This window comes from Flavobacterium erigeronis, from assembly GCF_054075165.1.
The window spans coordinates 74,896-96,910 of record NZ_JBSKGP010000009.1 but is presented as its reverse complement, the minus strand read 5'-3'; the positions used below and the strand labels follow the sequence as shown (position 1 = coordinate 96,910).

General features: G+C 34.9%; 32 protein-coding genes. 3 read left to right on the top strand and 29 right to left on the bottom strand.

The window, feature by feature from the left end; genetic code table 11:
- Positions 1–79: 79 nt before the first annotated feature.
- The 29 genes from rpsK to rpsL form a co-directional block, all read right to left on the bottom strand.
- On the bottom strand, positions 80–463 hold the full coding sequence (gene rpsK / locus ACWA1F_RS17740) for a 30S ribosomal protein S11 (protein ID WP_026727866.1): 384 nt from the start codon (positions 461–463) through the stop codon (positions 80–82).
- A gap of 8 nt (positions 464–471) precedes the next feature.
- Positions 472–846, bottom strand: coding sequence for a 30S ribosomal protein S13 (gene rpsM, locus ACWA1F_RS17735; RefSeq protein ID WP_008464322.1), 375 nt, complete (start codon positions 844–846; stop codon positions 472–474).
- 2 nt (positions 847–848) lie between these two features.
- Positions 849–965, bottom strand: a complete 117-nt coding sequence (gene ykgO, locus ACWA1F_RS17730; RefSeq protein WP_002987490.1) for a type B 50S ribosomal protein L36 — start codon at positions 963–965, stop codon at positions 849–851.
- Positions 966–977: 12 nt separating this feature from the next.
- Positions 978–1,193 (bottom strand): translation initiation factor IF-1, encoded by a 216-nt coding sequence (gene infA, locus ACWA1F_RS17725; RefSeq protein ID WP_007136545.1) that lies wholly within the window; start codon positions 1,191–1,193, stop codon positions 978–980.
- 7 nt (positions 1,194–1,200) lie between these two features.
- Positions 1,201–2,547, bottom strand: coding sequence for a preprotein translocase subunit SecY (secY, locus tag ACWA1F_RS17720; RefSeq protein ID WP_007803669.1), 1,347 nt, complete (start codon positions 2,545–2,547; stop codon positions 1,201–1,203).
- 13 nt (positions 2,548–2,560) lie between these two features.
- Positions 2,561–3,013 (bottom strand): 50S ribosomal protein L15, encoded by a 453-nt coding sequence (gene rplO / locus ACWA1F_RS17715; RefSeq protein ID WP_306158220.1) that lies wholly within the window; start codon positions 3,011–3,013, stop codon positions 2,561–2,563.
- A gap of 11 nt (positions 3,014–3,024) precedes the next feature.
- Positions 3,025–3,207: a 50S ribosomal protein L30 gene (gene rpmD, locus ACWA1F_RS17710; RefSeq protein ID WP_008464315.1), complete on the bottom strand. Its 183-nt coding sequence runs from the start codon at positions 3,205–3,207 to the stop codon at positions 3,025–3,027.
- A 10-nt stretch (positions 3,208–3,217) separates the two neighbouring features.
- On the bottom strand, positions 3,218–3,742 hold the full coding sequence (gene rpsE / locus ACWA1F_RS17705) for a 30S ribosomal protein S5 (protein ID WP_085949269.1): 525 nt from the start codon (positions 3,740–3,742) through the stop codon (positions 3,218–3,220).
- A 3-nt stretch (positions 3,743–3,745) separates the two neighbouring features.
- Positions 3,746–4,096, bottom strand: a complete 351-nt coding sequence (rplR, locus tag ACWA1F_RS17700) for a 50S ribosomal protein L18 (protein WP_109190655.1) — start codon at positions 4,094–4,096, stop codon at positions 3,746–3,748.
- Between the two features lie 11 nt (positions 4,097–4,107).
- Positions 4,108–4,650 (bottom strand): 50S ribosomal protein L6, encoded by a 543-nt coding sequence (rplF, locus tag ACWA1F_RS17695; RefSeq protein WP_456895548.1) that lies wholly within the window; start codon positions 4,648–4,650, stop codon positions 4,108–4,110.
- Between the two features lie 19 nt (positions 4,651–4,669).
- The gene (gene rpsH, locus ACWA1F_RS17690; RefSeq protein WP_008464306.1) at positions 4,670–5,068 is read right to left on the bottom strand and encodes a 30S ribosomal protein S8; all 399 of its coding nucleotides are present in this window, start codon (positions 5,066–5,068) and stop codon (positions 4,670–4,672) included.
- Between the two features lie 77 nt (positions 5,069–5,145).
- Entirely contained in the window at positions 5,146–5,415 is a 270-nt protein-coding gene (gene rpsN / locus ACWA1F_RS17685; RefSeq protein ID WP_008464305.1) for a 30S ribosomal protein S14, read from the bottom strand.
- Positions 5,416–5,418: 3 nt separating this feature from the next.
- A complete protein-coding gene (gene rplE / locus ACWA1F_RS17680; protein WP_012022484.1) occupies positions 5,419–5,970 on the bottom strand; it encodes a 50S ribosomal protein L5 in 552 nt (183 codons plus the stop codon).
- Between the two features lie 2 nt (positions 5,971–5,972).
- Entirely contained in the window at positions 5,973–6,287 is a 315-nt protein-coding gene (rplX, locus tag ACWA1F_RS17675) for a 50S ribosomal protein L24 (protein WP_053470828.1), read from the bottom strand.
- 11 nt (positions 6,288–6,298) lie between these two features.
- Positions 6,299–6,667, bottom strand: coding sequence for a 50S ribosomal protein L14 (gene rplN, locus ACWA1F_RS17670; RefSeq protein ID WP_007803649.1), 369 nt, complete (start codon positions 6,665–6,667; stop codon positions 6,299–6,301).
- A gap of 2 nt (positions 6,668–6,669) precedes the next feature.
- Positions 6,670–6,930: a 30S ribosomal protein S17 gene (gene rpsQ, locus ACWA1F_RS17665; RefSeq protein WP_012022485.1), complete on the bottom strand. Its 261-nt coding sequence runs from the start codon at positions 6,928–6,930 to the stop codon at positions 6,670–6,672.
- A gap of 17 nt (positions 6,931–6,947) precedes the next feature.
- Positions 6,948–7,139, bottom strand: coding sequence for a 50S ribosomal protein L29 (gene rpmC / locus ACWA1F_RS17660; RefSeq protein ID WP_008464297.1), 192 nt, complete (start codon positions 7,137–7,139; stop codon positions 6,948–6,950).
- A 12-nt stretch (positions 7,140–7,151) separates the two neighbouring features.
- Entirely contained in the window at positions 7,152–7,577 is a 426-nt protein-coding gene (gene rplP, locus ACWA1F_RS17655; RefSeq protein ID WP_008464295.1) for a 50S ribosomal protein L16, read from the bottom strand.
- Between the two features lie 19 nt (positions 7,578–7,596).
- Positions 7,597–8,355 carry a 30S ribosomal protein S3 gene (gene rpsC, locus ACWA1F_RS17650; RefSeq protein WP_008464292.1) on the bottom strand — a complete coding sequence of 253 codons (759 nt, stop codon included), beginning with the start codon at positions 8,353–8,355 and terminating at the stop codon, positions 7,597–7,599.
- 5 nt (positions 8,356–8,360) lie between these two features.
- On the bottom strand, positions 8,361–8,774 hold the full coding sequence (gene rplV / locus ACWA1F_RS17645) for a 50S ribosomal protein L22 (RefSeq protein WP_007803631.1): 414 nt from the start codon (positions 8,772–8,774) through the stop codon (positions 8,361–8,363).
- 8 nt (positions 8,775–8,782) lie between these two features.
- Positions 8,783–9,061 (bottom strand): 30S ribosomal protein S19, encoded by a 279-nt coding sequence (gene rpsS / locus ACWA1F_RS17640; RefSeq protein ID WP_008464288.1) that lies wholly within the window; start codon positions 9,059–9,061, stop codon positions 8,783–8,785.
- A gap of 6 nt (positions 9,062–9,067) precedes the next feature.
- Positions 9,068–9,892 carry a 50S ribosomal protein L2 gene (gene rplB / locus ACWA1F_RS17635; RefSeq protein WP_456895541.1) on the bottom strand — a complete coding sequence of 275 codons (825 nt, stop codon included), beginning with the start codon at positions 9,890–9,892 and terminating at the stop codon, positions 9,068–9,070.
- 9 nt (positions 9,893–9,901) lie between these two features.
- On the bottom strand, positions 9,902–10,192 hold the full coding sequence (gene rplW / locus ACWA1F_RS17630) for a 50S ribosomal protein L23 (protein ID WP_008464286.1): 291 nt from the start codon (positions 10,190–10,192) through the stop codon (positions 9,902–9,904).
- Between the two features lie 7 nt (positions 10,193–10,199).
- A complete protein-coding gene (gene rplD / locus ACWA1F_RS17625; protein WP_274254397.1) occupies positions 10,200–10,829 on the bottom strand; it encodes a 50S ribosomal protein L4 in 630 nt (209 codons plus the stop codon).
- A complete protein-coding gene (gene rplC / locus ACWA1F_RS17620; protein ID WP_008464284.1) occupies positions 10,829–11,446 on the bottom strand; it encodes a 50S ribosomal protein L3 in 618 nt (205 codons plus the stop codon). The genes rplD and rplC overlap by 1 nt, the downstream gene beginning before the upstream one ends.
- Positions 11,447–11,842: 396 nt before the next feature.
- A complete protein-coding gene (gene rpsJ, locus ACWA1F_RS17615) occupies positions 11,843–12,148 on the bottom strand; it encodes a 30S ribosomal protein S10 (RefSeq protein ID WP_007803605.1) in 306 nt (101 codons plus the stop codon).
- Between the two features lie 11 nt (positions 12,149–12,159).
- Positions 12,160–14,316, bottom strand: coding sequence for an elongation factor G (gene fusA / locus ACWA1F_RS17610; RefSeq protein ID WP_456895537.1), 2,157 nt, complete (start codon positions 14,314–14,316; stop codon positions 12,160–12,162).
- 11 nt (positions 14,317–14,327) lie between these two features.
- Positions 14,328–14,804, bottom strand: coding sequence for a 30S ribosomal protein S7 (gene rpsG / locus ACWA1F_RS17605; RefSeq protein ID WP_026727879.1), 477 nt, complete (start codon positions 14,802–14,804; stop codon positions 14,328–14,330).
- Positions 14,805–14,828: 24 nt separating this feature from the next.
- Positions 14,829–15,212 carry a 30S ribosomal protein S12 gene (gene rpsL / locus ACWA1F_RS17600; protein WP_007136570.1) on the bottom strand — a complete coding sequence of 128 codons (384 nt, stop codon included), beginning with the start codon at positions 15,210–15,212 and terminating at the stop codon, positions 14,829–14,831.
- Between the two features lie 167 nt (positions 15,213–15,379).
- Here rpsL and ACWA1F_RS17595 point away from each other — a divergent pair, with 167 nt between their 5' ends.
- The 3 genes from ACWA1F_RS17595 to ACWA1F_RS17585 all read left to right on the top strand — a co-directional run bounded on the left by ACWA1F_RS17595 (position 15,380) and on the right by ACWA1F_RS17585 (position 21,922).
- Complete coding sequence (locus ACWA1F_RS17595) at positions 15,380–17,083, top strand: BamA/TamA family outer membrane protein (RefSeq protein WP_456895533.1); 1,704 nt, start codon at positions 15,380–15,382, stop codon at positions 17,081–17,083.
- An 88-nt stretch (positions 17,084–17,171) separates the two neighbouring features.
- Positions 17,172–20,450, top strand: coding sequence for a SusC/RagA family TonB-linked outer membrane protein (locus ACWA1F_RS17590; protein ID WP_456895531.1), 3,279 nt, complete (start codon positions 17,172–17,174; stop codon positions 20,448–20,450).
- Between the two features lie 11 nt (positions 20,451–20,461).
- Positions 20,462–21,922, top strand: coding sequence for a SusD/RagB family nutrient-binding outer membrane lipoprotein (locus ACWA1F_RS17585; protein ID WP_456895529.1), 1,461 nt, complete (start codon positions 20,462–20,464; stop codon positions 21,920–21,922).
- Positions 21,923–22,015: the final 93 nt, after the last annotated feature.

Genomic DNA, 22,015 nt, shown 5'->3' with positions numbered 1-22,015 from the left:
TTTAAGGTAGAAATTATGAATTCAGGTCTAATCCTTCGATAATCTTGCTCTACCTTGTTTATACTATAAATAAATAAAATTAAACTCTACGTCTTTTTGGAGGACGACATCCGTTGTGCGGCATTGGAGTAACATCAATAATTTCAGTAACTTCAATTCCACCGTTATGAATAGAACGGATAGCAGACTCACGTCCGTTTCCTGGTCCTTTTACATAAACTTTCACTTTTTTCAATCCAGCCTCAAGTGCTACTTTAGCACAATCTTCTGCTGCCATCTGAGCTGCGTAAGGAGTATTCTTTTTAGAACCTCTGAAACCCATTTTACCAGCTGAAGACCAAGAGATAACTTCACCTTTCTTATTAGTTAAAGAAATAATAATGTTATTAAAAGTGGCAGAAATATGAGCCTCACCCGTTGATTCAACGATAACTTTACGTTTTTTTGCAGTTGCTTTAGCCATATTACTTATTATTTAGTTGCTTTTTTCTTGTTAGCAACAGTTTTTCTTTTACCTTTTCTTGTTCTTGAGTTGTTTTTAGTTCTTTGTCCTCTTAACGGAAGACCAGATCTGTGACGAATACCTCTGTAACAACCGATATCCATTAAACGTTTAATGTTTAAAGAAATTTCAGAACGTAATTCTCCTTCGATTTTATAAAAAGAAACAGCTTCACGAATTGCTCCGATTTCGTCGTCATTCCAATCTTGAACTTTTTTATCTTGGCTTACTTGAGCTTTTTCTAAAATCTCAATAGCTCTACTTTTTCCTAATCCGAAGATGTAGGTAAGTGCAATAACACCTCTTTTGTTTTTTGGGATATCTACCCCTGCTATTCTTGCCATAATTATCCTTGTCTTTGTTTAAATCTAGGATTCTTTTTGTTTATTACGTACAGTCTCCCTTTTCTACGCACGATAATGCACTCGGCACTTCTCTTTTTTACTGATGCTCTAACTTTCATAGTGAATATCCTTTAATATCGATAAGTAATTCTTGCTTTTGACAAATCGTAAGGACTCATTTCTAGTTTCACTTTATCACCAGGTAATAATTTGATGTAATGCATTCGCATTTTACCAGAAATATGAGCAATTACAATATGTCCATTTTCTAACTCTACACGGAACATTGCATTAGATAATGCTTCTATAATTGATCCGTCTTGTTCTATTGCTGATTGTTTTGCCATAAATATATTAAGCTACCGCTTTTCTATTTTTACCAGTCTTCATTAAACCATCATAATGTTTATTTAACAAGTATGAATTGATCTGTTGAATAGTATCTATTGCAACACCAACCATAATTATTAAAGAGGTACCTCCAAAAAACATTGCCCAAGATTGTTGTACATCCATAATACTTACAACAATAGCTGGGAACACAGCAATCAAAGCAAGGAATAAAGATCCTGGGAAAGTTATTAAAGACATCACTTTATCAAGGAAATCAGAAGTTTCTGCTCCTGGACGAACGCCTGGAATAAAACCACCGCTTCTTTTTAAATCATCAGCCATTTTGTTAGTAGGAACGGTGATTGCAGTATAAAAGAATGTAAATACAATAATTAAAGTTGCAAAAACAAAATTATACCAGAAACCAAACATATTACTAAATGCACCAACAATAGATTGTGATGTATCTGATTTAGACAATCCAGCCACCGCTGCAGGGATAAACATAATTGCCTGAGCAAAAATGATTGGCATAACTCCAGAAGCATTAAGCTTTAGAGGAATCCATTGTCTATTACCTCCTGCCAAATCTTGTTCGTAATCTCCAGTAGTTGTACGACGAGCATACTGTACTGGGATTCTACGTACTGCCATTGTAAGCAATACACAAGAAATGATAACTAACAGCCACACAATAATTTCAATAACTAATAACATTGGACCTCCATTGTTATTGGTAACACGTGTTGTAAACTCTTGAATAAAAGCTTGCGGTAAACGTGCTAAAATACCAACCATAATTAACAATGAAATACCATTTCCAATACCTTTATCTGTAATTTTCTCACCAAGCCACATAGCAAAAATTGTACCAGTAACTAAAATGATAACTGACGAGAACAAAAATTCAGGTGAATTAAAGCCTAGCAAAAATGCATTACTAGGCAATGTTCTGTATAAATTATAGATATAAGTCGGACCTTGAACCAATGTGATAGCGATCGTCAACCAACGAGTGATTTGATTAATCTTTTTTCTACCACTTTCCCCATCATTTTGAAGTTTTTGTAAATATGGAATCGCAATCCCCATTAACTGAACAACAATAGACGCAGAAATATAAGGCATGATACCTAAGGCAAAAACTGAAGCCTTAGAGAAAGCACCCCCGGTGAACATGTCTAGAATAGATCCTAGACCATTTTTAGTTTGTCCCGCTAAACCAGTCAATTGCGTTGCGTCAATTCCAGGAAGCGTAACGTGTGCTCCAAAACGATATACTAAAAGTAATCCTAAAGTAATTAAGATTCTATTCTTTAGTTCTTCGATTTTCCAAACATTACTTATTGATTCAATAAATTTCTTCATCTTAATAGATAAGTTATATAGTTACAGCTTCTCCTCCAGCAGCTTCGATAGCAGCTTTTGCAGTAGCAGTAAATTTGTGGGCAGTTACTTTTAATTTTGCTTTCAATTCTCCTCTACCTAAAATCTTAACGATTTCATTTTTAGAAGCTAGACGATTTGCTACGAAATCTGTCATAGAAACAGAATCAGTAATTGCACCATTGTCAACTAATAATTGAAGAGTATCTAAATTAACACCTTCGTATTCTTTACGATTGATGTTTTTGAAACCAAACTTAGGTACACGTCTTTGAAGTGGCATTTGCCCTCCTTCGAAACCAATCTTTTTAGAATAACCAGAACGAGATTTAGCTCCTTTGTGTCCTCTTGCAGCGGTACCACCTTTTCCAGAGCCTTCTCCTCTACCTAACCTTTTATTTTGATTGTGTGTAGATCCTTCAGCAGGCTGTAAGTTACTTAAATTCATAACAGTATTTGTTATTTAGCTTCTTCAACAGAAACTAAGTGTTTAACTTTGTTTATCATCCCAAGGATAGCAGGATTTGACTCATGCTCCACAACTTGTCCAATTTTACGTAGACCTAAAGCTTCTAAACCTCTCTTTTGAGAAAGAGGGCAGTTGATTTTGCTTCTTACTTGTTTTACTAATAATTTAGCCATAATTTCCTAATTAACCTTTAAAAACTTTTTCTAAAGAAACACCTCTTTGTTTTGCAACAGTATGAGCGCTTCTCATTTGCAATAAAGCATCAAAAGTTGCTTTTACTACGTTATGCGGATTTGATGATCCTTGAGATTTAGACAATACATCGTGAATACCTACTGACTCAAGAACTGAACGAACAGCTCCACCAGCAATAACTCCTGTACCATGAGATGCAGGAATTAAGAATACACGCGCACCACCAAATTTACCTTTTTGTTCGTGAGGAACAGATTGTCCGTTCAAAGGAATTCTAACTAAGTTTTTCTTAGCATCTTCTACTGCTTTCGCAATTGCTTCAGAAACGTCTTTAGATTTTCCTAATCCATGACCAACTACTCCATTTTCATCACCTACAACTACAATAGCAGAAAAACCGAAAGCTCTACCACCTTTTGTAACTTTAGTAACACGATTAACACTAACTAGACGATCTTTTAATTCAAGACCACTAGGTTTTACCAATTCTACATTTTTGTATTTAGACATAATATATTAGAATTTAAGTCCAGCGGCTCTTGCGCCTTCTGCTAATGATTTAATACGACCGTGATATAAATATCCACCTCTATCAAAAGTGATGGTATCAATCCCAGCTTTTAACGCTTTCTCAGCAACTAGTTTTCCAACAGCAGCAGCGATTTCAACGTTAGTACCTTTTCCTATTTCTTTTTCTCTCGAAGATGCAGCTAATATAGTAACTCCATTTACATCATCAATGATTTGAGCGTAAATTTCTTTATTACTTCTAAATACAGAAAGTCTAGGTCTTGCAGCAGAACCACTAACCGATTTTCTAATTCTGAATTTAATTCTCTGTCTTCTTTCAGATTTTGTTAATGACATAATCTTATGTTTTAAGCTGATTTACCTGCTTTTCTTCTTAATACTTCACCTACAAATTTAACACCTTTTCCTTTATATGGCTCTGGCTTACGGAAACCTCTGATTTTCGCAGCAACCTGACCTAAAAGTTGTTTATCAAATGATGTTAATTTTACGATAGGATTCTTTCCTTTTTCAGATATTGTTTCTAAGCTTACTTCTGGAGCAATTTCCAAAACAATATTGTGTGAATATCCAAGAGCTAAATCTAACTTTTGTCCTTGGTTTGAAGCTCTATAACCAACTCCAACTAATTCAAGTTCTTTTGTAAAACCTTCAGATACACCAACAATCATGTTATTGATTAAAGATCTGTATAATCCGTGTTTTGCTCTTTGGTCTTTATAATCAGACGATCTCTCTACAACGATTTGATCACCTTCAACTTTTACAGTTACGTCCGAAAACTCCTGAGTAAGTTGACCTTTCTTTCCTTTTACTGTAATAACACCTTCGTTAACTTCAACAGTTACACCAGCAGGGATTACAATTGGACTTTTACCTATTCTTGACATCTTATTTAGTCTTTAAAAATTAGTATACGTAACAAATTACTTCACCACCTACATTTAATTGTTTCGCTTGTTTTCCAGTCATAAGACCTTTTGATGTAGAAACAATTGCAATTCCTAATCCGTTAAGGATTCTTGGTAATTTGGCAGCACCTGCATATTTACGTAAACCAGGTTTACTAATTCTTTGGATATCTTTAATTACAGGCTCTTTAGTATCTTTATCATACTTTAAAGCAATTTTGATAGAACCTTGAACTGTGTTCTGCTCAAATTTGTAACTTAAGATATAACCTTGATCAAATAAGATCTTAGTTATTTCTTTTTTAAGATTAGAAGCTGGAATTTCAACAACTTTGTGGTTTGCAGCCACAGCGTTACGAACTCTAGTCAAATAATCTGCAATAGGATCTGTATACATATGTATTTGATTGCGATTATGGTTTTCAGGAAGCACTCTGCCTCCTGAACCTTTAATCAATTTATAAACTTTTTAAATTACCAGCTGGCTTTTTTCACACCAGGAATTAATCCATTGTTAGCCATTTCACGGAAAGTTACACGTGAAATACCGAATTGACGGATATAACCTCTAGGTCTACCTGTTAATTTACAACGATTGTGTAAACGAACTGGTGAAGCATTTTTAGGTAATCTTTGTAAACCTTCGTAGTCTCCAGCTTCTAATAAAGCTTTTCTCTTCTCAGCATACTTAGCTACCGTTTTCTCTCTTTTCACCTCGCGGGCTTTCATTGATTCTTTAGCCATGTCTTAATTCTTTTTAAAAGGTAATCCTAATTCAGCCAATAATGACTTTGCCTCTTTGTCTGTTTTTGCAGTAGTAACAAAAGTAATATCCATTCCTGAAATTTTGTTTACTTTGTCAATATCAATTTCTGGGAAAATGATTTGCTCTAAAACTCCAAGATTGTAGTTACCTCTTCCGTCGAAACCAGTAGCTTTAATACCACCAAAGTCTCTAACACGCGGTAAAGCAGAAGTAATAAGTCTATCTAAAAACTCATACATTCTTTCTCCTCGTAAAGTTACTTTTGCTCCAATAGGCATCCCTTTTCTTAATTTGAAAGACGCAACGTCTTTCTTAGAAATTGTAGATACTGCTTTTTGTCCAGTGATCTTTGTCAACTCATCAACTGCATAGTCAATAAGTTTTTTATCAGATACAGCTGCACCAACTCCACGGCTCAAAACGATTTTTTCAAGTTTTGGAACTTGCATTACGTTTGTATATCCGAACTCTTCTTTAAGAGCAGAGATCACTCTACTCTTATATTCTTCTTTTAGTCTAGGTGTATATGCCATTACTATAGTACTTGATTAGATTTTTTTGAAAATCTTACTTTCTTATCTCCTTCTACTCTAATACCTACTCTAGTTGTTTCCTTAGTTTTAGGATCAATTAGAGAAATGTTAGAAATTTGAATAGAAGCTTCTTTCTTAACGATACCACCTTGAGGGTTTTTAGCACTTGGTTTAGTGTGTTTTGAAACCAAGTTCACACCTTCAACTATCGCTTTGTTTTTTTCACGGTAAACACGTAAAACTTTACCTTCAGCACCTTTATGGTCTCCAGCAATAACTCTTACGATATCTCCTGATTTTATTTTTAGCTTTATCATCTTAAAACGAATTAAAGCACTTCTGGTGCTAATGATACAATTTTCATGAATTGTTTTTCACGAAGTTCTCTTGCTACCGGACCAAAAACACGAGTTCCTCTCATTTCCCCTGCAGCATTCAAAAGAACACATGCATTGTCATCGAAACGGATATAAGAACCATCAGCTCTTCTCACTTCTTTTTTAGTACGTACAACAACTGCAGTTGAAACAGCTCCTTTTTTCACGTTTCCGTTTGGAGTTGCATCTTTGATAGAAACTACAATTTTGTCACCAACAGAGGCATATCTTCTTTTAGTACCTCCTAAAACACGAATAGTTAAAACTTCTTTAGCTCCCGTGTTATCTGCTACTTTTAGTCTTGATTCTTGTTGTACCATAATTATTTAGCTCTTTCTAAGATTTCAACTAATCTCCAACATTTTGTTTTACTTAAAGGACGCGTTTCGCTAATTCTTACAGTATCTCCAATGTTACAGTCGTTTGTTTCGTCGTGTGCAACATATTTCTTAGTTTTCAACACGAACTTACCGTATAATGGGTGTTTTACTTTTCTTACTTCAGAAATAACGATAGATTTATCCATCTTATTTGAAGTAACAACACCTATTCTTTCTTTTCTTAAATTTCTTTTTTCTTCCATCTTTCAGCAGAATACAATTATTGTAACTCTCTTTTAGTTAACTCTGTAGCTAATCTTGCAACTGTTCTTCTAACGCTTCTAATTTGAAGTGGGTTAGCAATTGGAGAAATAGCGTGAGCCATTTTTAGGTCAGCATATACTTTCTTAGTTTGACTAAGCTTTTCTTGCAACTCCGCTGCAGAAAGATCTTTTATTTCTGATTGTTTCATAATAAATATAAATTATGCTTCGAAATCTCTAGCAACGACGAACTTAGTTTTTACTGGAAGTTTTTGAGCTGCAAGACGTAAAGCCTCTTTTGCAACTGACAATGGAACTCCTCCAACTTCAAACATAATTCTTCCTGGTTTAACAACAGCAGCCCAATACTCAACTGCTCCTTTACCTTTACCCATACGTACTTCAAGAGGTTTCTTAGTAATAGGTTTGTCTGGGAAAATTTTAATCCATAATTGTCCCTCTCTCTTCATGTAACGAGTTGCAGCGATACGTGCAGCTTCGATTTGACGAGATGTTAAGAACATTCCATCTTCATGTACAGATTTAATACCAAACATTCCATTTGAAAGTTCATGCCCTCTTTGAGAGTTACCCTTCATTCTACCTTTTTGTACCTTACGGTATTTTGTTCTTTTAGGCTGTAACATTTTTCTTTAGTTTAAAAATTTACTTTCTTTTACGAGCGTCTGGTTTACCGCCTTTGTTAAAGTTAGATTTGCCTCTAGGAGCATCTCCACCTTTACCACCACCTGTACCAGATTGTTTTTTGTCCATTCCAGCAAGTGGAGAAAGTTCTCTCTTACCGTAAACTTCACCTTTCATGATCCATACTTTAATTCCCATTCTACCGTAAGTAGTATGAGCTTCAGCAAGAGCATAATCGATATCAGCTCTGAAAGTTGATAGAGGAATTCTACCTTCTTTGAAACCTTCTGAACGCGCCATCTCAGCACCATTCAAACGACCAGAAATCAAAACTTTGATACCTTCAGCGTTCATACGCATAGAAGCAGCAATAGCCATTTTGATTGCACGTCTGTAAGAAATACGGCTTTCGATTTGACGAGCGATGCTTGTAGCCACAAGATAAGCATCTAACTCAGGTCTTTTAATTTCAAAGATGTTAATTTGAACCTCTTTATCAGTAACTTTCTTAAGTTCCTCTTTTAACTTGTCTACCTCTTGTCCACCTTTTCCGATAATGATACCAGGTCTAGCAGTAGTGATAGTAACGGTTACAAGCTTTAAAGTTCTCTCGATGATTACTTTAGATACACTAGCTTTTGATAAACGAGCATGGATATACTTTCTGATTTTGTGATCCTCAGCTAATTTATCGCCGTAATCATTTCCACCATACCAGTTTGAGTCCCATCCTCTGATGATACCAAGTCTATTTCCAATTGGATTTGTCTTTTGTCCCATGCTGCTTAAGAATTGCTTTGTGTGTTATTGATAGCTCCAAGCACGATTGTTACGTGATTAGAACGTTTTCTTATTCTGTGTGCACGACCTTGTGGAGCTGGACGAAGTCTTTTTAACATCATTCCACCATCTACTCTGATCTCTTTAACAAATAATCCAGCTTCTTCTAAATTACCTTCACTATTTTTTTGCTCCCAGTTGTTGATTGCAGATAATAATAGTTTTTCTAATTTTCTTGAAGCTTCTTTAGAACTGAATCTTAAAATGTTAAGTGCTCTTTCTACCTTCTGACCTCTTACCAAGTCCGCTACTAAGCGCATTTTTCTAGGTGAAGTAGGGCAGTTATTCAATTTTGCGAAAGCGATAGACTTATTAGCCTCTTTTCTCGCATCTGCTGTTTCTCTTTTACGAACTCCCATTGCTTCTTTTATTTTTTACCTTTATTTTTTGCTCCAGCATGACCTCTAAAAGATCTAGTTGGCGAAAACTCTCCTAATTTGTGACCTACCATGTTTTCTGTAACGTAAACTGGTACAAATTGACGACCGTTATGAACTGCGATTGTTTGTCCAACAAAATCTGGAGTAATCATAGAAGCTCTAGACCAAGTCTTAACTACTGCGTTTTTACCACTCTCTACGTTTTCTTGAACTTTCTTATCTAATTTATAATGAACGAAAGGTCCTTTTTTTAATGAACGTGCCATATCTTATTATTTCTTTCTACGTTCTACGATATACTTGTTACTCGGGTTTTTCTTAGAACGAGTTCTGTAACCTTTAGCTGGCAATCCGTTTCTTGAACGTGGATGCCCTCCAGAAGAACGTCCTTCACCACCTCCCATAGGGTGATCAACTGGGTTCATCGCTACTGGTCTAGTTCTAGGTCTTCTTCCTAACCATCTTGTTCTACCTGCTTTTCCAGATACAACTAATTGGTGGTCAGAGTTAGAAACAGCTCCAATTGTAGCCGAACATGTTAACAAGATTAATCTTGTCTCTCCAGATGGCATTTTAATTGTTGCGTATTTCCCGTCTCTTGCCATTAACTGAGCAAAAGTTCCAGCTGAACGAGCAATAACAGCTCCTTGTCCTGGACGTAACTCAATACAAGATATAACAGTTCCAAGAGGAATTCTGCTTAAAGGTAAAGTATTACCAATCTCTGGTTGAGACTCTGGACCAGAAACTAATTTCTGACCAACTTTCAATCCGTTTTGAGCGATAATATAAGTTTTCTCTCCATCAGCGTAAGCTAATAAAGCGATAAATGCAGTACGATTTGGATCGTATTCAATTGATTTCACTGTAGCTGGAATTCCTTCTTTAGTTCTTTTGAAATCAATAATACGATATCTCTGCTTGTGACCACCACCCGTATAACGCATGGTCATCTTTCCTTGACTATTTCTACCTCCTGAGTTTTTTATCGGCGCTATCAAAGAGCGTTCCGGCTTATCAGTTGTAATAGCGTCATAACCATTCACAACTCTAAATCGCTGACCCGGGGTAATAGGTTTTAATTTTCTTACTGACATTTTTCTATCTTAGATATTGTTGTAAAAATCAATTGTTTCTCCTTCTTGTACTTGAACAATTGCTTTTTTGTATGCATTTGTCTTTCCACTGATTAAACCACTTTTAGTGTATTTAGTAGATCTATCTGGTCTCACATTCATTGTATTAACAGAAACGATAGTTACTCCATAAGCAGCCTCAACAGCTTTCTTAATTTCAACTTTGTTTGCTTTTTTGTTAACAACGAATCCGAAGCGGTTTAGAACTTCACTTTCTTTGGTTACTTTTTCCGTTACTATAGGTCTAATAATGATGCTCATATTCCTATTATTTACTTAAATTTTCTTCAATTAACTCTAAAGAACCTTCCAAAAGCACTAAATTATTAGCGTTTAATATTGCGTAAGTGCTTAATTCTGAGCTAGTTACGACGTTTGAAGCCTTTAAATTACGTGACGACAAATATACGTTTTTATTTGACTCACCCAACACAAATAAAGATTTTTTATTCTCTAACCCTAAAGCTTTCAAAACGTTAATGAAATTTTTAGTGTTTGGTGTTTCAAAATTAAAGTCTTCTAAAACTACTATATTTGACTCTTTTGCTTTGATTGAGAAAGCTGATTTTCTAGCCAATCTCTTCAATCCTTTATTCAATTTAAATGAATAACTTCTTGGTCTTGGTCCGAAAACTGTTCCACCACCTTTAAACAATGGACTCTTAACACTTCCTGCACGAGCAGTACCAGTTCCTTTTTGTTTTTTAATCTTACGCGTACTTCCTGTTACTTCAGCTCTTTCTTTAGCTTTATGAGTACCTTGTCTTTGATTAGCAAGATATTGCTTAACATCAAGATATACAGCGTGATTGTTTGGTTCAATTGCGAATACTGAATCAGAAAGTTGAACTTTTCTTCCAGTATCTTTTCCGTTGAAATCTAATACTTTTACTTCCATTACTTCTGAATGATTACATAAGAGTTTTTGTGCCCAGGAACACATCCTTTAACAACAAGCAGATTCTTTTCAGCAACTACTTTTAAAACTCTAAGGTTTTGAACTTTTACATTTTCTCCTCCCATTCTTCCAGCCATACGCATTCCTTTGAATACTCTAGATGGATAAGAAGAAGCTCCTACAGAACCTGGCGCTCTTAAACGGTTGTGCTGACCATGAGTAGCTTGTCCAACACCACCAAAACCGTGACGTTTAACAACACCTTGGAAACCTTTACCTTTAGACACACCTTGTACATCTACAAATTCTCCTTCTTCAAAAATAGTAACATCAATAAGATCTCCTAATTTTTGTTCAGTTGCAAAATCTTGGAATTCAACGACTTTTTTCTTAGCAACAGTTCCAGCTTTTTTAAAGTGACCTAAAGCCGCTTTAGTAGAATGTTTCTCGTTTTTGTCATCGAAACCAAGTTGCAACGCTTCATACCCGTCAACCTCGTTGGTTCTGACTTGGGTAACAACGCATGGTCCAGCTTCGATTACTGTACAAGGAATGTTTTTCCCGTTTTCATCGAAAATACTAGTCATGCCGATTTTCTTACCAATTAACCCAGACATAAATATTAATTATTAATTACTAAAATTCCCTTCAATTTGAAAATAACAGAAATTTCCAAACAGGGAGTGCAAAAGTAGATATTAAAATTGAATATACCAAACAGTTACAAAAATTAAATCGCTCATAATCAAAATCCAACGATCAAAACAGCAAGAAAACACACCTCCTGCACACCAAAATTTAAGGCATAATTTTCAATTCACCAACACTTTTCACCTTAACAATTAAACAATAAAAACACAACAAAAAACACTCAAACCACCTTAAAACAAAGGACTTTACAAAAAATTAAAAAATAAAAACACGTTAAAATTTACAAACCAAAACAACTTCTAAAAACAAAAAAAGCGAGACAAAAAAATGTCTCGCTTTTTATATAAAAAAATATAAAAAAATTATACTTTAATCTCTACTTCAACTCCACTTGGCAATTCAAGTTTCATTAAAGCATCAATAGTTTTAGATGAAGATGAATAAATATCAATCAATCTCTTGTATGACATTACTTCAAATTGCTCTCTCGCTTTTTTGTTAACGTGCGGAGAACGTAATACAGTGAAAAGTTTTTTGTGAGTTGGCAACGGAATAGGACCTGTTACAACCGCTCCAGTAGTTTTTACTGTTTTTACGATCTTTTCAGCAGATTTATCTACCAACATGTGATCGTAAGATTTTAGTTTTATTCTGATTTTTTGACTCATTTTCTTAAGAATTAAGCGTTACCTTTTGCTTTTTTAATTACCGCTTCTGAAATATTAGAAGGCGTTTCTGCATAGTGAGAAAACTCCATTGTAGACGTTGCTCTACCAGATGACAATGTTCTCAATGTAGTAACATATCCAAACATCTCAGCCAATGGCACATCTGCCTTAATAGTTTTCGCTCCGTTTCTATCACCCATATCATTAACCTGACCTCTACGACGGTTCAAGTCACCTACGATATCACCCATATTTTCTTCTGGAGTAATAACTTCGATTTTCATGATTGGCTCCAAGATAACAGCTCCAGCAGCTTTTCCAGATTCTTTATACCCCATTCTAGCAGCTAATTCAAAAGAAAGAGCATCAGAATCCACAGGGTGGAAAGATCCATCCAATAAAGTAACTTTTAAACTATCCACCGCATATCCAGCTAAAGGTCCAGTTTTCATAGCTTCACGGAAACCTTTTTCAACAGCAGGAATATATTCTTTAGGAACGTTACCTCCTTTTACTTCATTTACGAACTGTAATCCAACAGGAACTTTTCCATCAACTTCATCAGCAGGCTCGATTCTAAATACGATATCACCGAATTTACCACGACCTCCAGATTGTTTTTTGTAAGTTTCTCTATGTTGAGCAGATCTTGTAAATGCCTCTTTGTACTCTACTTGTGGCTCACCTTGATTAACCTCTACTTTAAACTCACGTTTCATACGATCAACTAAGATATCTAAGTGAAGCTCACCCATACCAGAGATAATAGTTTGACCAGAAGCCTCGTCAGTTCTAACTGTAAATGTTGGATCCTCTTCAGCTAATTTAGCCAAAGCCATACCCATTTTATCAACGTCAGCTTTAGTTTTAGGCTCAATAGCAATACCAATTACAGGATCTGGGAATTTCATAGACTCCAAGATAATTGGATTCTTTTCATCACATAAAGTATCTCCTGTTTTGATGTCTTTAAATCCTACTGCTGCTCCAATATCTCCAGCCTCAATAAATTCGATTGGATTTTGTTTGTTAGCGTGCATTTGGTAAATACGAGAAATTCTCTCTTTATTACCAGAACGAGTATTTAAAACATAAGAACCAGCATCCAAACGACCAGAGTAAGCACGGAAGAAAGCTAAACGACCTACGAATGGGTCAGTAGCAATTTTAAATGCTAAAGCAGCAAATGGTTCTTTTACATCTGGCTTACGCAAGATTTTAGTTTGATCTTCTTCTAACAAATCAGCATCATCAGGGTGAATACCCTCGATACCTTCTTTATCTAAAGGAGATGGTAAATATTTACAAACTGCATCTAACATAAATTGAACTCCTTTGTTTTTGAAAGAAGATCCAGCAAGCATAGGAATGATTGCCATGTCGATTGTTGCAGCTCTTAAAGCGTTATTGATTTCCTCCTCAGTAATAGAGTTCTCATCTTCCATGTACTTATCTAAAAGATTTTCATCATAAGTAGCAATTTCTTCGATAAGAATAGAACGGTAATGCTTAACATCATCAACCATATCAGCTGGGATATCAACAATATCAAAAGTAGCTCCTTGAGTTTCATCATGCCATACAATAGCTTGATTTTTCACTAAGTCAACAATTCCTTTGAAATCAGCCTCATCACCAATAGGCAAAGTAATTGCAACCGCATTCGATTTCAACATATCTTTTACCTGACCACAAACTCCTAAAAAGTTTGAACCCTGACGGTCCATTTTGTTTACGAATCCCATACGAGGAACTCTGTATTGATCTGCAAGTCTCCAGTTAGTTTCTGATTGAGGCTCAACACCATCAACAGCACTAAACAAGAAAACCAAACCATCAAGTACACGTAAAGAACGGTTTACCTCTACAGTAAAGTCAACGTGCCCAGGAGTATCAATAATATTAAAGTGGTATGGTAATGATTCTGGAAGAACTTTACCTTGCTCCGTTGGAAAGTTCCAAGTACAAGTTGTAGCAGCAGAAGTAATTGTAATACCTCTTTCTTGCTCTTGTGCCATCCAGTCCATTGTTGCAGCCCCATCGTGAACCTCACCAATTTTGTGCGATTTTCCAGTATAAAAAAGAATACGCTCAGTTGTTGTTGTCTTACCAGCATCAATGTGAGCAGCAATCCCGATATTTCTTGTATATTTTAAATCTCTAGCCATTTCTTTACGAATTAAAATCTAAAGTGAGAGAATGCTTTATTAGCTTCTGCCATTTTGTGAGTATCCATTCTTTTCTTAACCGCAGCACCTTCTTCTTTAGCAGCAGCTAAACACTCAGAAGCTAAACGTTGTGCCATAGATTTTTCGTTTCTTCTTCTTGAATAAAGAATCAACCATTTCATCGCCATAGAAATTTTTCTATCTGGACGAATCTGCATTGGAATTTGGAATGTAGCTCCACCAACTCTACGGCTACGTACTTCTACGTGAGGCATAACGTTTGTTAAAGCATCTTTCCAGATTTCTAATGAAGTTTTTTCATCATTTTGTTTTTTAGTTTCAATGATATCAATAGCATCATAAAAAACTTTAAAAGCTGTAGACTTCTTACCGTCCCACATTAAGTTGTTTACAAAACGTGTTACCAATTGATCATTAAATCTTGGATCTGGTAAAAGTGGTCTTTTCTTTGCCGCTCTTTTTCTCATGTCTTTTTCTTAAAAGTTTTTAAATTACTTTTTTGCTTCTTTTGGGCGTTTAGCACCGTACTTAGATCTTCTTTGCGTTCTTCCTGCAACACCTGACGTATCAAGCGCTCCACGAACGATGTGATATCTAACACCTGGTAAATCTTTTACCCTTCCACCTCGCACTAATACTATCGAGTGCTCTTGTAGATTGTGTCCTTCTCCTGGGATGTAAGCATTCACCTCATTACCATTTGTCAAACGTACACGCGCAACTTTACGCATTGCAGAGTTTGGTTTTTTTGGTGTAGTAGTGTAAACACGCGTACAAACCCCTCTTCTTTGAGGACAAGAATCTAAAGCAACCGATTTACTCTTCTTAGTGATCTGAGTTCTTCCTGTTCTTACTAATTGTTGAATTGTTGGCATAATTAATACTAAAAATTATTATGTTTATTAAATTCCCGCTTTTTACGGGGTTGCAAATGTATAAAATATTTTTCAGTATACAAACGTTAAATCATTAATTTTCAATATCATTATTTAGCCTTTTCATTTTTCAATCAAACAACAGATATTTGCTTTACATTTAACGAATGAAATATTCTACTTTGAAACATCTTTTTTACATATTACTCTGTTTCGCAAGTTATTCTGGTTTTGCACAAACTTTTTATTTAAAAATACAGGGAACAAACAAAACTCAGACTCAAATTATCGATTCTGTAAATTACAGCCCAAAGCATAAAGACGTAACATCATTACTTAAAGAAATAAAAAACACTGAAAAAAAAATATCCAATTTAGGCTACTTGGATTTGCAAACTTTAGAAATAAAAAAAACAAATGACTCGACTTACAATGCATTATTCGATTTAAAAAAGCAAATAAAATATATACATATATATATAGGAAGAAATATCGATAGTTTTGATTCTAAGATATCTGCAAATGACAGCATTGTAATTCCTTATTCAGAACTCGAAAATTTCTTAAATCAAAAAGTATTAAACAATGAAAAAAAAGGATTTGCTTTTACAAAAATAAAACTCGAAAATATCAGACGTAAAAATTCTATAATTTATGCCGACTTAAATTTAAACACTGAAAAGAAAAGAACGATAAGTTCGATTATTATAAATTACACAAATCCAGACACTAAAGACTATTTCCCAAAAGGAGCTCTTAAACAACTAAATAAGAAATATATAAACAAAACCTTTAATCAGGAAATAACTCAAAAACTATATAATGATATTGGAAGTTTTGAATTTATCACACAACCCAAATATCCCGAAATTTTATTTACTCAAGATTCAACAAAAATATATACTTACTTGGAAAAAAGAAAAGCCAATACTTTTGATGGATACATTGGATTTTCTAATGATGAAAACAAAAAATTAAAGCTAAATGGCTACTTAGACATTACCCTCGTAAATACGTTACGAGCTGGCGAAAAGTTTTCATTATACTGGAAAAGTGATGGAAATGACCAAAAAACTTTTAATACCAAAATAGAAATTCCATATTTATTTCAATCTTCTCTTGGAATAAAAGCACAATTAAATATCTTCAAGCAAGACAGCACTTTTCAAAACACCAAAACAGACATCAACCTTGGGTATTATTTAAACTACAATTCAAAACTTTACTTAGGCTATCAATCAACAGAGTCAAGTGATATCCAAAACACTAACAACAGCAGCTTAAGCGACTTCAACAACTCTTATCTCACCGCTAGCTATGATTATAAAATACTGGAAAATGAAAATCTTTTTTCAACAAAAGCTATAATTAATACTACAATAGGATATGGCAAAAGAGAAACTCCTAATGATGCAGAAACAGCGGGATCTAGCAAACAATTATTAGCATTGTTAAATGTGGCCTACAATTTTGAGTTAAACAAAAAGAATTATGTTTATTTAAATTCGCAAAACTACTATTTACAAAGCAAGAATTACATCACCAACGAATTATTTCGATTTGGGGGAATGAACTCAATTAGAGGCTTCTCAGAAAATAGTTTACAGGCAAATTATGCCAATCTACTTCTTACAGAATATCGATACTTACCCACTTCTAATTTTTATGTTCATTCAATTTTAGATTATGGCATTTATCAAGATCAGACCTTTAACAAAAAAGTAAGAAATATATTATCTTTTGGCGTAGGATTAGGATTACTAACTAAGGGCGGATTATTAAAAATTCAACTTGCGAATGGCTCTGCAAACAAAGGGGAAATCAAATTTTATAACAGTATTTTAAACATTTGTTATAATGTTAAATTTTAAGCTTAGTTAAAAAAACCTTAAATAAAAAGTTGGAATATTAACAAATAATTATGAGATTAGTAATACTAATTCAAAATAATTATTAATTATGAAACCAAAGTTTAACGGATTTTTAGTGCTTTTTATAGTACTAATCGCGCAACTAACCTTTGCGCAAGAACGAACTGTCTCGGGAACTGTGACCGACGATGCAGGAATGCCACTACCTGGCGTAAGTGTATTAGTCAAGGGAACTAAAAACAGTGCTCAAACAGATTTTGATGGAAAATATTCCCTTAAGGCTTCACCAAATCAGGTATTAGTGTTCAGCTACATCGGAATGAGATCTCAAGAGATAACTGCAAGTTCAACTCAAATCAATACTAAACTTTCAGGAGACACAATGCAACTGGAAGGTGTTGTAGTAACAGCTCTTGGGCTTTCGAGAGAAAAAAAATCTCTAGGATACGCAACGCAAGAAGTAAAAGGAGAAAATTTAGCAACTGTTAAAAGTGACAACTTCGTAAATGCAATCTCAGGAAAAGTTTCTGGTGTACAAGTCAAAAGAACTACAAATTTTGGAGGGTCAACAAATATTGTAATTAGAGGAAATTCATCGTTAACAGGAAACAACCAAGCCTTGTTTGTTATTGATGGAGTTCCGGTAAGCAACAATAATTCGAACTCAAGAGATCAGGAGCAATCTGGATCTGGTTACGATTATGGAAGTGCAGCTTCTGATATAAATCCAGAAGACATCGAGTCTATAAACGTACTTAAAGGATCCGCAGCAAGTGCCTTGTATGGCTCAAGAGCCGCAAATGGTGTTGTAGTAATTACAACCAAAAAAGGAAACAAAAAAGCGAAAGGCTTTTCTATTACCGTTAACTCAGGTATTACTACCGGTTCAGTTGACAAAAGCACATTTATAAAATATCAAAACCAATATGGCGGTGGTTATGGTCCTTATTATGGACCAGACGAAGATTCTTATCTAGATCGTCAAGACATTAATGGCGACGGTGTTCTTGATTATGTTACTCCACTAACAGAGGACGCCTCTTATGGAGCAAGATTTGATCCTAGTTTGATGGTCTATCAATGGGATGCATTTTACCCAGAATCTCCAAACTACATGAAAGCCACACCTTGGACGGCAGCAAAAAACGGCCCTATTACCTTTTTTGAGAAACCAGTAGCGCTAACAAATGCTATCTCTATAGATAAAGGTCTTGAAAATGGATATTTAAGATTGGGAATAAACAATCTTGACCAGCAAGGTCTTTTACCAAATAGTACATTAAAAAGAAATACAATAACGCTAAACGCTTCAACATTAATCAACGACAGACTGACTGTTGCAGGTTACGGAAACTTTACCAGAACAAGTACTATTGGTAGAAATAACACAGGTTATAATGATAATATTGCTGGTAATTTTAGACAATGGTGGCAAACTAACGTTGACATAAAAGGACTTAGACAAGCTTACGAACTAACAGGAAGAAATGTATCTTGGAATCCAAATTCAACCACAAATCCTACTCCGATTTTCTGGGACAATCCATATTTCCAGCGTTACGAAAATTACGAATCTGACAGCAGAAACAGATTTATTGGTAATGTCTCTTTAAATTACAAAATTACAGACTGGCTAGATGCTTATGGAAGAATGTCTGTTGATACTTATGATGAACTACAAGAAGAAAGAAGAGCTGTAGGAAGTGTACCTTCAAATTTCGGAATCGGAACTGGCGGTGGTGACGGAAGTACAAATAGAAGTCCAGCTCCATCAGGATATTCTAGAAAAAATATCGGATTCAGCGAATACAATTATGACTTCATGTTAAACTATAATGTAGATTTAACAACAAAACTTAACTTAAAAGGAGTTGCCGGTGTAAACATAAGAAGAAGTTACTACAACTCTATATGGGCCGCAACAAATGGAGGACTTGCAATTGCAGGTTTATATTCCTTACAAAATACCGCTGCTCCAATGCTAGCTCCAATAGAAAGAGACGAATCAATCGGCGTTGACGGTCTTTATGCAAGTGCCTCTTTCGGATATGACGACTACTTATTCCTTGAGGGAACAATAAGAAGAGATCATTCTTCTACGCTACCTGAAGCCAACAGTTCTTACTACTACCCTTCTGTTTCAACCAGTTTTGTGTTTTCCAAATTTGTAAAAGCTGATTGGCTTTCTTTTGGAAAAGTAAGACTTAATTATGCAGAAGTTGGAAATAGCCCAGGTTTTGACAGAATCTTGGATACGTATGCAGTAAATACAGCTTTTGGAGCTTCATCTGCATCTGTAAAAGACACTAAAAACAATCCAAACTTAAAACCAGAGCGTACTAAGAGTTATGAAGCGGGTGTAGAGTTATCATTTTTCAAAAAGAGATTAGGACTTGACGTTTCTTATTACAAATCTAATTCAATTGATCAAATCATACCTTTAAGATTAACTTCTTCAACTGGTTATTTATATGAATTAATTAATGCTGGAGAAATCCAAAATCAAGGAGTCGAGGTTTCATTGAACGGAACTCCTGTTAAAACGGAAAATTTTTCATGGGATATTAATTTAAACTGGGCAAGAAACAGAAATAAAGTAGTAGAACTTTTGGATGGAATTGACAATCTTCAATTAGGTTCTTTCCAGGGAGGAGTTACTATTAATGCTCAGGTTGGCCAACCATATGGAGTTATCTATGGAACTCAACATACCTATCTGAATGGTCAAAGAGTTGTTGATCCTGATAATGGTCAATACATTAAAACTTCGACTTCTGATAATGTTATTGGAAATGCAAACCCTGAGTGGACGGGAGGTCTAAACAATAAATTTACATACAAAAACTTCTCTTTTGAATTTTTGATTGATATGCAAAAAGGCGGACAAATCTTTTCACTAGACCGTTATTATGGACTAGCAACAGGTTTGCCTGATGACACCGCTTTTATAAACGAACTAGGAAATCCTATAAGAGATCCTTTAACTTCTGGAAGTGACAGTGGTGGTTTTATAAATCCGGGAGTAAATCCTGACGGAAGTACAAATACAACGAGAATTGAAGCCAGCCGTTTTGGAGCACAAGGATATAGAAGAGGTTTACCAGACGAAGCATTTGTTTATGATGCGAGTTATATCAAACTAAGACAAACTTCAATTTCATACTCTCTTAGCGAAAAAGTTTTAAAAAACACTTTTATGAATGGAGTTACATTTAGCCTTGTTGGAACAAATCTATGGATAATACATAAAAACTTACCAGATGCAGATCCAGAATCAGGACTAGGAGCAGGTAATTTACAAGGATACTCAACAGGATCATTACCATCTACAAGAGATGTAAGTTTCAACGTCAAAATCCAATTCTAAAACAAGAAATCATGAAAAAAATATTCTTACTTCTATTCACCACAGCTCTGTTGATCTCATGCTCTGATGACATAGAAAATTTAAACACAAACGTAAAAGATCCGTCAGTCGTTCCTGGCGAAGCTTTATTTACAAGTGCTCAAAAAAGTTTAGTAGATCAAATGATGAGCACAAATGTTAATGACAATGTATTTAGATTATTAAATCAATATTGGACAGAAACAGTGTATACAGACGAAAGCAATTACGATTTAGTTACAAGAACTATTCCTGAACAACACTGGCAATATTTATATAAAGACGTGTTGAAGGATTTAGATCAAAGTGCCATAAACATCAATAATACTCCGGTACCTGTTACAGAAAATCCTTTAAACAAACCTAATAAACTTGCTATCATTGAAGTTTTAAATGTTTACACCTATGCAATATTAGTGGAGACTTTTGGAAACGTTCCATATTCTCAAGCATTAAATCTGCAATATAAAACTCCAAAATACGATGACGGTTTAACTATTTATAAAGATTTAATTTCGAGATTAAATAAAGCAATCGCAAATCTTAATCCTGCTGGAGCAAGTTTTGGAGACAACGATCGTATTTACAATGGTGATGTGTCAAAATGGATAAAATTTGCAAATACTTTAAAATTACGATTAGGAATTACTATTTCTGACATTCCTTCAGAAGCTGCTTTAGCGCAAGCAACTGTAGCTAGTGCCGCGCCGAATGTTTTTACTTCTAATCTTGATAATGCAGATTTAAAATATTTAACCGCAACACCAAATACAAATCCGCTTTATGTTGATCTTGTTGCAAGTGGACGTTCAGATTTTGTACCTGCCAATACATTGGTTGACAAAATGAATGAATTGAACGATCCTAGAAGAGCTAAATATTTTGACAATAACTTAGACGACCCTTCTACTCCAGAAGTAGAATACGTTGGAGGAACATATGGAGCAAGTAATACATTTTCAAATTATACTCATATCACCCCAACAATTCAAGTTCCAGATTACCCAGGAACAATACTAGATTATGCGGGAGCAGAATTCTTACTAGCAGAAGCCGCAGAAAGATCATTATATGGAACACCTGCAGACGCGGAGACACATTATAATGCTGCCATCACTGCTTCTATATTGGACTGGGGCGGCACACAAGCAGATGCAACTACCTATCTTGCAACTTCAGAAGTCGCATATGCAACAGCGACAGGAAATTGGAGAGAAAAGATTGGGCATCAAGCTTGGATAGCATACTATAACAATCCGTTTGAAGGATGGTCTACATATAGAAGATTAGACTATCCTGTTTTAGTAGCACCACAAGATGCAGTTTCTGATGTTCCGCAACGATATACCTATCCAATTATTGAACAATCGCTAAACAAAAGTAGTTATACAGAAGCCAGTCAAGCAATTGGTGGAGATGCTGTTGAAACTAAATTATTTTGGGATAAATTTTAAGAAAACAACTTTTTAACAAATAAGCCACTCAATTTTGGGTGGCTTTTTCTGTATAAAAGTTATAAAAAAAGACATTTATATAGCATTCGTTGC

Excerpts from the sequence above, each read along its gene's own strand:
- rpsK (WP_026727866.1), bottom strand. The coding sequence starts at position 463 with ATGGCTAAAGCAACTGCAAAAAAACGTAAAGTTATCGTTGAATCAACG.
- rpsM (WP_008464322.1), bottom strand. The coding sequence starts at position 846 with ATGGCAAGAATAGCAGGGGTAGATATCCCAAAAAACAAAAGAGGTGTT.
- ykgO (WP_002987490.1), bottom strand. The coding sequence starts at position 965 with ATGAAAGTTAGAGCATCAGTAAAAAAGAGAAGTGCCGAGTGCATTATC.
- infA (WP_007136545.1), bottom strand. The coding sequence starts at position 1,193 with ATGGCAAAACAATCAGCAATAGAACAAGACGGATCAATTATAGAAGCA.
- secY (WP_007803669.1), bottom strand. The coding sequence starts at position 2,547 with ATGAAGAAATTTATTGAATCAATAAGTAATGTTTGGAAAATCGAAGAA.
- rplO (WP_306158220.1), bottom strand. The coding sequence starts at position 3,013 with ATGAATTTAAGTAACTTACAGCCTGCTGAAGGATCTACACACAATCAA.
- rpmD (WP_008464315.1), bottom strand. The coding sequence starts at position 3,207 with ATGGCTAAATTATTAGTAAAACAAGTAAGAAGCAAAATCAACTGCCCT.
- rplR (WP_109190655.1), bottom strand. The coding sequence starts at position 4,096 with ATGTCATTAACAAAATCTGAAAGAAGACAGAGAATTAAATTCAGAATT.
- rplF (WP_456895548.1), bottom strand. The coding sequence starts at position 4,650 with ATGTCAAGAATAGGTAAAAGTCCAATTGTAATCCCTGCTGGTGTAACT.
- rpsH (WP_008464306.1), bottom strand. The coding sequence starts at position 5,068 with ATGTATACAGATCCTATTGCAGATTATTTGACTAGAGTTCGTAACGCT.
- rpsN (WP_008464305.1), bottom strand. The coding sequence starts at position 5,415 with ATGGCTAAAGAATCAATGAAAGCCCGCGAGGTGAAAAGAGAGAAAACG.
- rplE (WP_012022484.1), bottom strand. The coding sequence starts at position 5,970 with ATGGCATATACACCTAGACTAAAAGAAGAATATAAGAGTAGAGTGATC.
- rplX (WP_053470828.1), bottom strand. The coding sequence starts at position 6,287 with ATGATAAAGCTAAAAATAAAATCAGGAGATATCGTAAGAGTTATTGCT.
- rplN (WP_007803649.1), bottom strand. The coding sequence starts at position 6,667 with ATGGTACAACAAGAATCAAGACTAAAAGTAGCAGATAACACGGGAGCT.
- rpsQ (WP_012022485.1), bottom strand. The coding sequence starts at position 6,930 with ATGGAAGAAAAAAGAAATTTAAGAAAAGAAAGAATAGGTGTTGTTACT.
- rpmC (WP_008464297.1), bottom strand. The coding sequence starts at position 7,139 with ATGAAACAATCAGAAATAAAAGATCTTTCTGCAGCGGAGTTGCAAGAA.
- rplP (WP_008464295.1), bottom strand. The coding sequence starts at position 7,577 with ATGTTACAGCCTAAAAGAACAAAATACCGTAAGGTACAAAAAGGTAGA.
- rpsC (WP_008464292.1), bottom strand. The coding sequence starts at position 8,355 with ATGGGACAAAAGACAAATCCAATTGGAAATAGACTTGGTATCATCAGA.
- rplV (WP_007803631.1), bottom strand. The coding sequence starts at position 8,774 with ATGGGAGTTCGTAAAAGAGAAACAGCAGATGCGAGAAAAGAGGCTAAT.
- rpsS (WP_008464288.1), bottom strand. The coding sequence starts at position 9,061 with ATGGCACGTTCATTAAAAAAAGGACCTTTCGTTCATTATAAATTAGAT.
- rplB (WP_456895541.1), bottom strand. The coding sequence starts at position 9,892 with ATGTCAGTAAGAAAATTAAAACCTATTACCCCGGGTCAGCGATTTAGA.
- rplW (WP_008464286.1), bottom strand. The coding sequence starts at position 10,192 with ATGAGCATCATTATTAGACCTATAGTAACGGAAAAAGTAACCAAAGAA.
- rplD (WP_274254397.1), bottom strand. The coding sequence starts at position 10,829 with ATGGAAGTAAAAGTATTAGATTTCAACGGAAAAGATACTGGAAGAAAA.
- rplC (WP_008464284.1), bottom strand. The coding sequence starts at position 11,446 with ATGTCTGGGTTAATTGGTAAGAAAATCGGCATGACTAGTATTTTCGAT.
- rpsJ (WP_007803605.1), bottom strand. The coding sequence starts at position 12,148 with ATGAGTCAAAAAATCAGAATAAAACTAAAATCTTACGATCACATGTTG.
- fusA (WP_456895537.1), bottom strand. The coding sequence starts at position 14,316 with ATGGCTAGAGATTTAAAATATACAAGAAATATCGGGATTGCTGCTCAC.
- rpsG (WP_026727879.1), bottom strand. The coding sequence starts at position 14,804 with ATGAGAAAAAGAGCGGCAAAGAAAAGACCACTTTTACCAGATCCAAGA.
- rpsL (WP_007136570.1), bottom strand. The coding sequence starts at position 15,212 with ATGCCAACAATTCAACAATTAGTAAGAACAGGAAGAACTCAGATCACT.
- ACWA1F_RS17595 (WP_456895533.1), top strand. The coding sequence starts at position 15,380 with ATGAAATATTCTACTTTGAAACATCTTTTTTACATATTACTCTGTTTC.
- ACWA1F_RS17590 (WP_456895531.1), top strand. The coding sequence starts at position 17,172 with ATGAAACCAAAGTTTAACGGATTTTTAGTGCTTTTTATAGTACTAATC.
- ACWA1F_RS17585 (WP_456895529.1), top strand. The coding sequence starts at position 20,462 with ATGAAAAAAATATTCTTACTTCTATTCACCACAGCTCTGTTGATCTCA.